10 protein-coding genes are annotated in these 12491 nt (G+C 39.6%); 4 read left to right on the top strand and 6 right to left on the bottom strand.

Features of this window, described 5'->3' with window-relative positions; translation table 11 throughout:
• The first annotated feature begins 1108 nt into the window (after positions 1-1108).
• From GBI16_RS04040 to GBI16_RS04050, 3 genes are read left to right on the top strand one after another with little or no spacing between them, the layout of a single operon-like run.
• Positions 1109-2011 (top strand): inovirus-type Gp2 protein, encoded by a 903-nt coding sequence (locus tag GBI16_RS04040; RefSeq protein ID WP_151706560.1) that lies wholly within the window; start codon positions 1109-1111, stop codon positions 2009-2011.
• A gap of 12 nt (positions 2012-2023) precedes the next feature.
• On the top strand, positions 2024-2977 hold the full coding sequence (locus GBI16_RS04045) for a hypothetical protein (protein WP_151706561.1): 954 nt from the start codon (positions 2024-2026) through the stop codon (positions 2975-2977).
• Positions 2978-2993: 16 nt separating this feature from the next.
• Positions 2994-3266: a pyocin activator PrtN family protein gene (locus GBI16_RS04050; RefSeq protein ID WP_005059468.1), complete on the top strand. Its 273-nt coding sequence runs from the start codon at positions 2994-2996 to the stop codon at positions 3264-3266.
• Here the strand turns inward: GBI16_RS04050 and xerC are convergent.
• On the bottom strand, positions 3250-4398 hold the full coding sequence (xerC, locus tag GBI16_RS04055) for a tyrosine recombinase XerC (protein WP_151706562.1): 1149 nt from the start codon (positions 4396-4398) through the stop codon (positions 3250-3252). The two genes, GBI16_RS04050 and xerC, sit on opposite strands and share 17 nt — an antisense overlap.
• A 133-nt stretch (positions 4399-4531) precedes the next feature.
• On the opposite strand from xerC, the gene dusA reads away from it, so the two are divergent.
• Positions 4532-5551: a tRNA dihydrouridine(20/20a) synthase DusA gene (gene dusA, locus GBI16_RS04060; protein ID WP_151706563.1), complete on the top strand. Its 1020-nt coding sequence runs from the start codon at positions 4532-4534 to the stop codon at positions 5549-5551.
• Between the two features lie 138 nt (positions 5552-5689).
• Here the strand turns inward: dusA and GBI16_RS04065 are convergent, their stop codons facing one another.
• The 5 genes from GBI16_RS04065 to GBI16_RS04085 all read right to left on the bottom strand — a co-directional run bounded on the left by GBI16_RS04065 (position 5690) and on the right by GBI16_RS04085 (position 12455).
• A complete protein-coding gene (locus GBI16_RS04065) occupies positions 5690-6799 on the bottom strand; it encodes a DUF695 domain-containing protein (protein WP_086209915.1) in 1110 nt (369 codons plus the stop codon).
• Between the two features lie 99 nt (positions 6800-6898).
• A complete protein-coding gene (locus GBI16_RS04070) occupies positions 6899-7666 on the bottom strand; it encodes a ThiF family adenylyltransferase (RefSeq protein ID WP_086209916.1) in 768 nt (255 codons plus the stop codon).
• Between the two features lie 129 nt (positions 7667-7795).
• Positions 7796-10549, bottom strand: coding sequence for an aconitate hydratase AcnA (acnA, locus tag GBI16_RS04075; RefSeq protein ID WP_151706564.1), 2754 nt, complete (start codon positions 10547-10549; stop codon positions 7796-7798).
• Between the two features lie 127 nt (positions 10550-10676).
• Positions 10677-11498: a TatD family hydrolase gene (locus GBI16_RS04080; protein ID WP_151706565.1), complete on the bottom strand. Its 822-nt coding sequence runs from the start codon at positions 11496-11498 to the stop codon at positions 10677-10679.
• 6 nt (positions 11499-11504) lie between these two features.
• Entirely contained in the window at positions 11505-12455 is a 951-nt protein-coding gene (locus GBI16_RS04085; protein ID WP_151706566.1) for an RsiV family protein, read from the bottom strand.
• Positions 12456-12491: the final 36 nt, after the last annotated feature.

Consider the following 12491-nt stretch of genomic DNA (forward strand, 5'->3'; position numbering starts at 1 on the left):
AAAATCATTTGAATGATTTCTTCTTGGTCTACGTGCCATAAAATACTCCATATATTGATGTTTATAACATCATTTGGGGAGCAAAATATCACTTATAAGTGTTGTTCAAATTTCCTGATCCACCTCTAAGTTACTTAAAAAACTAAATGGCTCATCATTAAATGCTGAAGGGAATTTAAAAAAGAAACACAATTTTGAAGCTATTGATAACAAAATTTTAGAACTTATCAAGCAAGACAAATTCAAGAATAAATATAAAAGCAAGAATGCAGCTGCTGAAAAAATAGCAGATGAGATTGCAAAGGAAATTGAGGTTTTCATGGAAAATGACCGTGGCAAAAATAACCACAATCAGCACATCAAGCTAGAGAACTTGCCAGATAGAATACTTAAATTCATCAACAAATATCCTGAGCTTAACGAGCACTTAATAAATAAGTAATTGATTTTTATGTTTAATCAGTTTTTTTTAATTACTTGGACGGCTCATAAATAGTTTTTCAATCAAGTGTAAATTTACTGTCATTGGATAGTGTCCTTTCTGCTTCAAGGTAGCTATTCAATTTAATGGGCTTTTTCCCATAACTAATCCAACATTTAGGACAGTAAGTATGTACACCGCAATATTTAAAAAACCTTCGGGTTCATCACAAGGTCAAAGTATAAAACCTCGATCAGGCCGAACCTCTGAATTAAGGATAATATTACTATTAAGTATCTATTATCCCAATAGGTGTACTACTTATCATCTGGGTAGTTTGTATATACCTATTCCAGTAGTGTTTTGTATAACACTACTGATTATTAATCAGTATAGATTTCACTGCTATAAAGCTAAGGGGTACACTCATGCCTCTTAAACCTTTCAAAGCTCAAACACCTGCGATTGTTTATCCTCTTATTAGCGATGGTGCATTTGAACTTCTGCCATCATCAGAGATTGAACAGACCATTTTATATCGTGACCACCGCTTGAAATGTATGCTCAATATAGTGTCATTCGTCAGGGAATGTTTAAACGCAAAGCGAATTTGCAGCCAAAGTTGAACCCGATGATTTCAACGAATTTAAGGGCTTCTTTTACTACGCTCAGTGGATAAGACCATTTGTGCCTGTCTTTGATGATATTACAGGCATTGATCTTAATTACCTGAAAGACTTTATAGTTTGTGAAGAAATATTATGTTTCTTCAAAGCAAAAGAACTTTTAAATACCGAATTAGATCTGATTGGGTTATTTGAACAACCAAATTCCCAACCTCTTGTACATATACAGCCAAGAGCAGATTTATTAAATCAATTCGTTCAACTGATTCGTGAGCAAATGGGTAGCACTATAGTAAAAAATGTTATCCGAAAACGTGAGGAAAAGGCTAAACAAAACTTAAAGTCTTGTCGTAAAGCGATAAACCAATGCTTTGCCAAATTCAGCAAACTTTTGGTTATACGTGTTGATTTTGCCTTTAAGCCACCTTTAGAGAACTTAACCCCCTATTGCCCAGATGAACTGCAACACCCCTTTCATTCTGAAAATGCCTTGCAATCTTTAAAAGAGCTAATTGCACAGTTATTACGGAATAGAAGGCATAACAAAATATTGAACCAAATCAAGGGTTATATTTTGAAGTTTGAACATGGGTTAAAAAAGGGCTTTCACGTCCACGCTCTGTTTTTTATGGATGGTAATTTACATCAAAATGATGGGTATTTTGCACATGAAATTACCAAGTACTGGAAAAAGCTTACGAACGATCAAGGCTGCACCTATAACTGCCACATGGCAAAAGACAAATACAAAACTCTATGTATAGGAATGATTGATCACACAGATACCGCAAAGCAAAAGGCGTTAGATGATTGTGTTCAATATTTCTGTAAAAAGGAACAGTACCTCATGTTTAACAAACTAAATAGCGTTAGAACAATTCAAATTAGTCAACCACCTCAACGACGCTCTAATGCTGGTCGTCCAAGAAAAGCTGTTAACACAACTTTGTTGAATAGCAAATAAGGAGGATTTCTAATGTTGACTAAGAAATATCTTTCAGTAGCTCATACTGCTTATTTTTGTAGCACTGGTGCACGATTAGCACTGTCACATCCAAGTCCATCTGATATTTATCAAGCAGCATCACTTATTGGAAAAGCATCTGCTAAAAGCATTGAAAAAGCCCTTAAAGGCTCAAATGTCGCTATTATGCAAGCAATACAAACAATTCCTTGGCTGAATAATGCACCATGGTTTAATGGCAATATGTCAAATATTAGCCTGAATCCATATAATGCAAACTTAGGTAATCTAGCTTATGAGCATGGCTTAATTCAGCAAAATCAAACTGCTACAATTAATCCACTTGCTGTATCTTATTTATCTGAGCATTTCCAATATCGCATACAAACTATTGAATTTACTAAGAGCCTTATCGAATGGTCTAAGCCTTTTGAAGGCTCAAAGCAAGAATTGGATACAATATTTCGAAATATTGAAAGAAGCTCTTCTGGTTTTGAGCTTCAAGAGTTCTGCCTTAATTATGATACGGATCAAAATAATACTATACATCTTAATGGGTTAGAGAAATTTATCAGCAATGAAATAAAAATTCAGCTGAATCATCTCGAGCCTGATAAATGTTTAGCCATTCTGTTAAAGAAAGAACCTTGTTTAAACAAGCGCATGAATCTGCGCTATATCGTAATCTTGCAGAAAGATTACATTGATGAACCATCAGGGTTTACAGACCTAAGCTTCTTTCAGAGTATAAAAAATACTGTTGAATCAAATAGCTGCTATTACTTTAACTATGATTCTGGATGCCTAAATGGGTTTCTTGCTAACAACCGTTTTAGTAAGAAAAACCCAAATTACAGAGAACGGATCAGATGTCTAAAAAGCTATCTTATAGGTACAGATGCATTATATAGAGTAGATGGATTACAGACTTCTCTTGAGATTTTGTACTCAAAATTTGTCAAATAGGGTTGAAAATTTAATAATGGGAATGTTTCAGCTTACCACTGCTGACTACCTCTTTATGAAATATCGCTCTATGACCGTTGAACTGATGACAATAGTTTCCGACTATTACCCTCACCTTAGTAAAGCCGAAGCACTGAGAAAGGCGAATAATCAAGAATTCCCTTTCTCAGTGTTTAAAATAGATCAAAGTAAACGTGCACCTTTTTTGGTGCACATTAAAGATCTAGCAGATATTTTAGACAGTAAGTATTCAGAAGCTTCTAAAGATTATGCTACGTTTCATCGATGAGGCGTAGCACCTCTTCAAACTGCATAGTATTTCTTCTTGCCTTCACTGACACATAACGCTGTAAACTACTCCAAGAGTCATGCAAGCTTACCTTCTGAATCTCAGGAATAGTAAAACTCTGTTCTGCTAAACGTGTACAGCCTTCGTGTCTCAAATCATGAAAGCGCAAATCATCAATACCTAACATTCGGCACGCTTCTCTAAACTCTTTGCCTAAACTTTTAGGATTCAACGGCAGTAGCAAATTTTCATCATGCCCAAGCTTCAACATCCGTTCACGAACTTCTGAGTGCTTTAATCTTTTAATCATTTCCTTACAAGGATCAAGGACATCAAATGATTTATGATTACCTTTGGAGCCGTTTGGATTTTTTAGATCATGCACTTTCCAAGTTGAGTGATGTGAATCATAATCTCGAAGATATAATCGTGTTAATTCAGCTTCACGTCTGCATGAGAAAATAGCAAACCACATAATCAAATGCATTGGATACTTAGAACCGTAACGGTTTAGCTTCCATCGTTCTGTAAAATATTTCGTTAATGCAATCAATTCATCCGTTGAAGGGAGTCGATCTCTTTTTTGACTTGAGGAAATTTGACGTTTTTTTCTTAACTGAGCCGTAGCCTTATCAAAGCCATTTAAATCAATATCCATTTCCCACATAACAGCAGCATGAGAAAGCACACCACGGATATGTAAAAGCTCATGTTGCTGCGTACTAGTCGCAATAGGTTCAAGTTCTAGATGAGGTACTCCTCCCTTCCTTAAAGCAACATGCTCGGCCAAATGTACTGATTTTATTTTTGTGATAATATTGCGCGCAATTGGTAGCTTCTTAATTAAGAGCAGAGAATAGCGTTTCGTCCTTCCGTACTCGCTCCCGACTTCATCCAAATATTTATCTATGGCATCTGATAAGGTCAGATCAATCAGCTTTTCTTTGCCAAGCAAAATATCAGGATTTTCTTGAATTTCGACTTCTCGTTTCTTAACCCAGTTTTCAGCTAACTTCTTTGAGTGAAATGTTTTACTTTCAGAGAAAGTAGGAAAGCCCATTCGATTGATTCGAATCGCAGCACGATAGTTAACTTTACCATCTGCACCTTTCCTTGCTGTAATTGACCCCATAATTTACACCACAACCTGTTTTTTTGATTATGGTGTAAAATTTGGTGTAAATGCAAACCGATTAACCCACCTAAACACAGGTTAAAACAGATTCGCGCAGGTTGCGAAACATAGATTAAAGGTATGATTTTTAATGACTATTAACAAAAACATTGAAAACACTCAATCTCCGCGAATCAGTGTTGCCCCGATGATGGATTGGACCACAAAAGACTATCGTTTTTTTGCCCGTTTATTTAATCCAAACGTAATTTTATACACCGAAATGGTCACTACAGGTGCCATTCTATTTGGTGGTGCAAATCGTCATTTAGACTATAACAATGAAGAGCACCCAATTGTTTTACAACTTGGCGGCTCAAATCCTAAAGACTTAGCTACATGTACCAAAATGGCTCAAGACTGGGGCTATGACGAAGTTAACCTCAATGTTGGCTGTCCAAGTGACCGTGTACAAAACAATAAAATTGGTGCATGTCTTATGGCAGAGCCAGACCTCGTCGCAGAATGTATCGCTGAAATGCGCCATGCTGTGGATATTCCCGTGACCGTGAAACACCGTATCGGCATTGATGACATGCATTCTTATGAAGAAATGCTACATTTTGTTGATACCGTTGCCAAAACGGGTTGTGATAATTTCATCGTACACGCACGTATTGCCTTGCTTCAGGGACTTTCTCCGAAAGAAAACCGTGAAGTGCCCCCCCTACGCTATGAAGATGTCTATCGTTTAAAGCAAGAGCGTCCAAATCTATTGATTGAGATTAATGGCGGGGTCAAAACCTTTGCAGAAACGCAAGAGCATCTCAAACATGTGGATGGTGTAATGATCGGACGTGAGGCATATCACAATCCCTACTTTCTGGCTGAACTTGGTCAGTTGTGGAATTTAGAACTTCCAGACCGCTTTGACATTATCAATCAAATGCTGCCGTATATTGCCCAGCGTATGGCTGAGGGTGCTCCGTTATCAATTATCACTCGTCACATTTTAGGTTTATTTCAAAACCTTCCGGGTGCTCGCAAATGGCGTCAGGCCTTAAGTGGTGGTAATGCTAAGACTTTTGCTGATGTGGAAAATGCAATTCTCAACATTAAAGACGCGATGCAACGCACCGAAGATTATTTAAAAGAACACACTCTAGCTTAGTAATTTAGAATATTAATCTAAAAGAAAAAAGCGAAGCATCTGCTTCGCTTTTTTCTTTTATAGTCTGATACAAGGCTTTACTAAAGAACGTTTTCAATATTGGTCACACACACATTTCATTTTAAATTCATTAGGTGATTAACCCGTAAATTTACTCAGAGCGCGCCAGTATTTATCTTTGAACAGGCTGACTTCTATTTCAAAGTTGTCTTTATATTTTTCAATCACTTGATCAATGACTTTAGATGGCTTCCTAAACTCTTTACACACAAAATACATGGTTCTTAAGTGATTACCCGTTTCACGTCCTATATTTAAATAGCCATCCACATCTTTCAACTCTTGCAATAATTCGTCTTCAATCAGATTCAGCAACTCATAATCTGTAGAAGCAGGCATACCATTTGAATGATGACCATCATAGGAGATTTCAATCAGCATCATCCACGGATGTGAGGCTTTTTGATCCCATGTTAAAAGTGTACGATTTAGAGTTGCCAGCAAAGGTAGGCCTTCATTGGTTTCGCCTTCCAAACTAACAAATTCATCGGCATCTGTATTTGAACGGGTAATTTTGTCTAATCTTGAAATTTCACTACTTTTTAAAATTAAAATGTTTTTGAGCAAGTTAATCGGTAGCAATTCTTTTTCGGCATCTTGTTTAGACTGGACAGAAACATTGTCCAATTTGGTGACCGCATCATACTCGCCCAAATAATTATCGAGAAAAATATACACAGCCTGTAAAAATGCATCTTTTTCAGCGACATTATATTCATCATGTACCACAACCAGATCAATCTCATCGGGATATTCAGCTTGCTGGTTAAAATAAAAAGACAAAGTCTCCTGACTAAACTCATAACCATGCATATTAATCCCAACACGTTCAATATCACTTTCAGGTTTAAGCGCAGTGAACTTCCACCCTGCAATCTCAGGTGCAGCCACAATCAACTCTTCCACAAAAACAATATTTGGAATGATGCCATCAGGGGTAAGAATTAATTCAGCTGTTTGTGGGGTTAACATGCCCGTCAGAAAAAAGATACCGCTATGGACTTTTTCCAATTCAGGCGTCAGTCGATCAAAGAAATCTCGCTCGATTTCAGTTTTACTGCCTTGATCCACAATGTGGTGAAAATGCTGTTGATGCTGCTGAAACCATTGCCAAAATGCAGTATATACATTTTCATTCGCAGGCATTTTTTGCTTTTGAGAACCCCATAATTTTTTTAAAAAACTCATTTTTCTTTTCTCTTTTTTCTATTGATTTCAATATTTTTTGTGGTCTATGGACTGTATCAATATATCGATTTATACAGTCCAATTAAACCTAAAACAGTCTTATTGTTTCGCTTTCATTCCATCTAATTTTTTCAGCACTTCCGCGACTGCCACCATCGCAAAGCTTGAAGTCACTACCACCGCAGAACCATAGCCACCACAGCGTAGGCCTGCACTTGGACACACATCTGCACTGGAAAATGGATTATCAATCGAATAGACACAGCTAATGCCAAACTTTTCTTTTGGTTTTTTACAAATCCCCATTCCACGCAACTGGGTTCGAAGTTTTGCTAACATTGGATCTTGTTCGGTTTTAGACAGATCAGCCACTCGGATTTTCAATGGGTCGAGCTTGCCCCCCGCTCCCCCTGAAACAATCAATGGGATCTTATTAAAACGACAGTGCAACATCAGTGCTAATTTAGCTTTGACGTCATCAATACAATCTAAAATTAAGTCTGGTCGATGTTCTAAAATTTCTTTGACGTTTTCTGGAGTCAAATAGTCATCAATCACATTCACTTTCATTCTTGGATTGATCTGACGGCAACGCTCCGCCATGACTTCGATTTTTTCTTGTCCAAGTGTCGAACTCAGCGCAGGCAATTGACGGTTAATATTCGAAGCCGCAATCGAATCCATATCAACCAGTGTTAATTCGCCGACGCCTGTACGCGCTAAAGCCTCGACTGCCCACGAACCCACACCACCAATCCCGATCACCATCACATGACTTTTTTCATAATATGAAAAGGCCTCGTCTCCATAAATTTTGGCTACACCAGCAAAACGGCGGTCATATTCATCATGTTGCAGATCAGTCATGCGTACATCTATATCGGTAAAATCGTGTTCATTTTACCTGAATACGACCGTGGATTACATGCAGGCTGAGAGATTTCATCACTACAAACAATAAAGCCCTGCTGCTGACAGGGCTTTATTCCATAGAGATTATGTTGCAATTAAATTACGCAGTACATAATGTAAAATGCCGCCAGCTTTAAAGTATTCCACCTCATTCAAGGTATCAATACGGCACAACACCTTAAATTGGTCTTGACTGCCATCTTCTCGAAGCACCTGAATTTCCAAGGTTTGATGCGGCTGGATATCATCCGATAACCCATGAATCGAAAGCACTTCACGACCTGTCAAATTTAAGGATTGGCGGGTTTGCCCATCCACAAACTGCAATGGCAATACTCCCATACCGACCAGATTGGAACGGTGAATTCGTTCAAAACTTTCGGCAATCACCGCTTTAACCCCCAGTAAGTTCGTACCCTTGGCAGCCCAGTCACGTGATGAGCCTGTGCCGTACTCTTTCCCAGCAATAATGATTAATGGCGTATGTTGCTGCTGATACAACATGGAAGCATCATAAATCGGCAGCTTTTCTCCTGTTGGAATATAGATTGTATTTCCACCTTCTTCACCACCCAACATTTCATTCTTAATGCGGATATTAGCAAAAGTGCCTCGCATCATCACTTCATGGTTGCCACGTCGAGATCCATAAGAGTTGAAATCTTTGGCTTCAACCCCTTGTTCTTGCAAATAGCGTCCTGCGGGGCTGTCTTTCTTGATATTACCAGCAGGGGAAATATGATCGGTGGTCACTGAATCTCCAAGCACAGCCAAAATACGTGCTTGTTCAATATTGCGAATCGGTTTCGGCGGCTGACCTATCTCTTCAAAAAAAGGCGGATGACGAATATAAGTGGAATTTTCTTGCCAAGCATAGGTCTGACTTTGAGGAATCTGAATCGCCTGCCATGCTGCATCACCATCAAAGACTGCCGCATATTCTTTATGAAACATCGCCGTATTGACACTCTGTAGCGCTTGATCAACTTCAACTTGACTCGGCCAAATATCTTTCAAGTAGACCGCCTGCCCATCTTTGCCTAGACCAATCGGTTGTGTCGTTAAATCTGTACGGATATTGCCAGTTAAACCATAAGCCACCACCAAAGGCGGCGAAGCCAACCAATTGGTTTTCACGAGCGGATGCACACGCCCTTCAAAGTTACGGTTACCTGAAAGAACTGACGCGACATTGAGATCATGACACTGAATGGCTTCTTCAATCGGTTCAGGCAGCGGTCCAGAGTTCCCGATACACGTGGTACAGCCATAGCCAACCAAGTTATAACCCAACTCATCCAAATACGGCGTTAAACCTGCCGCAGCCAAATAATCGGTTACCACTTTAGAACCGGGCGCAAGGGAACTTTTTACCCACGGTTTACGCTGTAGCCCTTTTTCAATGGCTTTCTTAGCGAGGAGTCCCGCAGCCAACATCACGCTCGGATTGGAAGTATTGGTACATGAGGTAATGGCTGAAATCACCACATCACCATGATTCAAGGGATAGGATTTTCCATCAATGGTACAAGATGGCTCCTCATGCGGTAGATTGGCTTTTTTAGCTTCAACAGCTGTGCCACCGCCTTCATTTTCTAAACGCTCTTTGGCTTCTTTGGCTGGCTTGAGATTTAGTTCCATCAAGTCATGAAAAGTTTTAGGTACATCTGACAGCAAAACACGATCTTGTGGACGTTTAGGGCCTGCCAAACTTGCCTGAACTGTACTCATGTCCAAGCTTAATGTATCGGTAAATATTGGCTCATCACCTGCATTGCGCCATAAGCCCTGCGCTTTACTATACGCTTCAACCAAATCAATTCGCTCTTGTTGGCGACCTGTCAGCACCAAATACGCCAAAGTCACCTCATCAATCGGGAAGAAACCACAGGTTGCACCATATTCAGGGGCCATATTGGCAATCGTGGCACGATCCGCTAAAGGTAAATCAGCCAAACCATCACCATAAAATTCTACAAATTTACCCACTACGCCTTTTTGGCGTAACATTTGAGTAATGGTTAAAACCAAATCTGTTGCGGTAATCCCTTCATGCAGTTTTCCTGTGAGTTTGAAACCGATGACTTCAGGAATCAACATGGATACAGGCTGCCCGAGCATCGCCGCTTCAGCTTCAATCCCGCCAACACCCCAGCCCAATACACCTAAGCCATTGATCATGGTGGTGTGTGAGTCTGTTCCCACCAAAGTGTCAGGGAATGCAAAAGTTTGTCCCTCATCTTCGCCTAGCCATACCGCTTGAGCCAAATACTCTAAATTGACTTGGTGGCAAATCCCTGTCCCTGGCGGAACAACACTAAAGTTATTAAATGCAGATTGCCCCCAACGTAAAAATTGATAGCGCTCACCATTACGCTGCATTTCAATTTCGACATTTTCAGCAAAGGCATCTTCATCGGCAAAATGATCCACCATCACCGAATGGTCAATCACCAAATCGACTGGTGATAAAGGGTTAATCAAATTCGGATCACCCCCTGCTTGAGCCATCGCAGCACGCATTGCGGCAAGGTCAACCACGGCGGGAACCCCTGTGAAATCCTGCATCAGCACACGTGCAGGTCGATATTGGATTTCCTGATCTGAGCTTCTATTTTTTTGCCAATCGACTAAGGCTTGAATATGCTCTACTTTTACACTTTTTTGATCTTCAAAACGGAGTAAATTTTCAAGTAAGACCTTTAAAGACTTGGGTAATTGATCAATATTACCCAATGTTTGAGCGGCTTGTGGGAGATTAAAAATTTGATAGGATTTTGTACCTACCGTAAGTGTTTGTAAGGCATTAAAACTATTGATTTTGCTATATCTGGCCATTCGGTTGCCCTCCCAGTATTGGCGAGTTTATTTATTATGATGTTCTTCCTTTAATGTAAGCCTGTTTAGAAAAGAGTGTGTTCCCTTTTGGTTATCTTATTTTTATCGAGATTATTGTCTTATTCTTCTAAAATTTTAAATGCAGAGCAGCCAATGAGTTTTGCCAAAGTTGAGTTGCAAGCGACTGTGTAGATTGACCTAGTGTCTGTGCCAACCCCTCCAACACATAAGGCAAATTGACAGGGGTATTACGGGTTCGATGCTCCGTCGACGTTTGGCAACACAACGGTGTCATATCTGGACAATCGGTTTCAATCACCAAATGTTCGCTACCAATAGCTTGCACCACTTGATGCAATTTTTTGGCATTCGGATTAGTAATTTGTCCAGTCACCCCAATTTCAAAACCTAGCTTGATCAGTGCTTTAGCTTCTTCTACACCACCACTAAAAGCATGAGCGATGCCACCTAATTTAAATTTTTGTGCTTTTAAAATGGCAATAGTTTCCGCATGTGCTTTGCGAATATGCAGTAACACTGGTTTTTGATACTGCTTGGCGAGTTCAAGCTGCTCAATAAAATAATGCTGTTGTTTGGCAAATAATTCAGGGTGTTTGTGCTGTTTTAAAAACGTATCTAAACCAATTTCACCCACCGCCACACAGTCATGTTGTTGCAAGATCTGCTCAAGTCGCTGTAAATGTTCAGTTTGATGTTGTTCGATATAAAACGGATGTAAGCCTGGCGCAAGATAAGACTGAGGAACATTATCCCAGTTTGTTAATTGCTGATGGGTCTGAATCAGCGCATCAAATCGCGATTCCAGAAAACCAATGAGGACCAGTGCATCGACCCCTACTCGTTTTGCTTGCTCAGCCAATTGTTGCCGATCCAAATCAAAATCGGCAACATCAAAATGGGTATGAGTATCAAACAGAGGTAAGCTCATGCTTAATTAACTCTTGGCTTCTGAAGCAGCCTGTGCGCTCTGTTTGGCTTTGGGTAAATACTCAGGCTTTAATATTTTCTGGAGCTGATCATAACCAATGGTTAAGCGTGGTAAGCCCACCACATAAGGGCCAATTTCATACTCACCATATTGCAAAATCAGCCCTTCAGTACCCAAGTAATAATTGTTACTCAAGCTAAACTTCCATGCTTGCTCATATTCATCGACATTGGTCGCTAACTTCGTGTCCACAACCCAAGTACGAAAGGCTTCATGTGCGACTTTATTCAATGCTGCTTTTTGATTGGGCAACAATAGATCATCCAAGCTCACGAGCTTCTGCTGTTTTAAATCAAAATTGTAATAATGCTGTGATGATGAACCATGTGCACCACCTAAGTAGCTACTGGTATTCAACACCACCGTCGCCAGAGGGTCTTTGGCATTTAAGATTTTAGGTTTAATCATCAAACTGATTTGATGGTTAGAACTTAGGTCTTTTAGTTCCTGATCTAAAGCAAGAAAGGCGGCCAAATAGGGTTGAACTTGTTTCTCTAATTTCAGTTTCGGCGTGAGGACTTGGCTCACTGTTGTAGGCTCTGAACTGGCAACAGTTGAACTTGCTGCTGTTGCATCATGACTACTATGAACAGGTGAGATATCAATAATCTGTGATAAATCGTCAATGATTTTCTGATCAATAAAAGCATCAATAAATGCCTGATTACTTTGTAAACGATCAATATTTAATTCAGGGCAGGCATTACCATCACATTCAGGCAATTCAAATTGTAATTTTTCAGTATCCCCCACCAGTTTCAATACCGTTTCTGCCTCAGAAGCGGCTGTGGTTTGGGTCGCAGGCGTTTGTGGTTCTTTGTCTTTCGGTTGGCAGGCCGTCAGACCGATTAAGGCTGCAAGTACGCTGATTGTCAATATTGTTTTGCTTTTTAACATAAATAACCTATTAGCTGTTGAAGCCAACTCTTGCTT

Source organism: Acinetobacter sp. TUM15064 (genome assembly GCF_008980265.1).
Taxonomy (GTDB): Bacteria; Pseudomonadota; Gammaproteobacteria; order Pseudomonadales; family Moraxellaceae; genus Acinetobacter.

Coding starts and splice junctions, on each gene's coding strand:
- GBI16_RS04045 (WP_151706561.1), top strand. CDS start 2,024: ATGTTGACTAAGAAATATCTTTCAGTAGCTCATACTGCTTATTTTTGT.
- GBI16_RS04050 (WP_005059468.1), top strand. CDS start 2,994: ATGGGAATGTTTCAGCTTACCACTGCTGACTACCTCTTTATGAAATAT.
- xerC (WP_151706562.1), bottom strand. CDS start 4,398: ATGGGGTCAATTACAGCAAGGAAAGGTGCAGATGGTAAAGTTAACTAT.
- dusA (WP_151706563.1), top strand. CDS start 4,532: ATGACTATTAACAAAAACATTGAAAACACTCAATCTCCGCGAATCAGT.
- GBI16_RS04065 (WP_086209915.1), bottom strand. CDS start 6,799: ATGAGTTTTTTAAAAAAATTATGGGGTTCTCAAAAGCAAAAAATGCCT.
- GBI16_RS04070 (WP_086209916.1), bottom strand. CDS start 7,666: ATGACTGATCTGCAACATGATGAATATGACCGCCGTTTTGCTGGTGTA.
- acnA (WP_151706564.1), bottom strand. CDS start 10,549: ATGGCCAGATATAGCAAAATCAATAGTTTTAATGCCTTACAAACACTT.
- GBI16_RS04080 (WP_151706565.1), bottom strand. CDS start 11,498: ATGAGCTTACCTCTGTTTGATACTCATACCCATTTTGATGTTGCCGAT.
- GBI16_RS04085 (WP_151706566.1), bottom strand. CDS start 12,455: ATGTTAAAAAGCAAAACAATATTGACAATCAGCGTACTTGCAGCCTTA.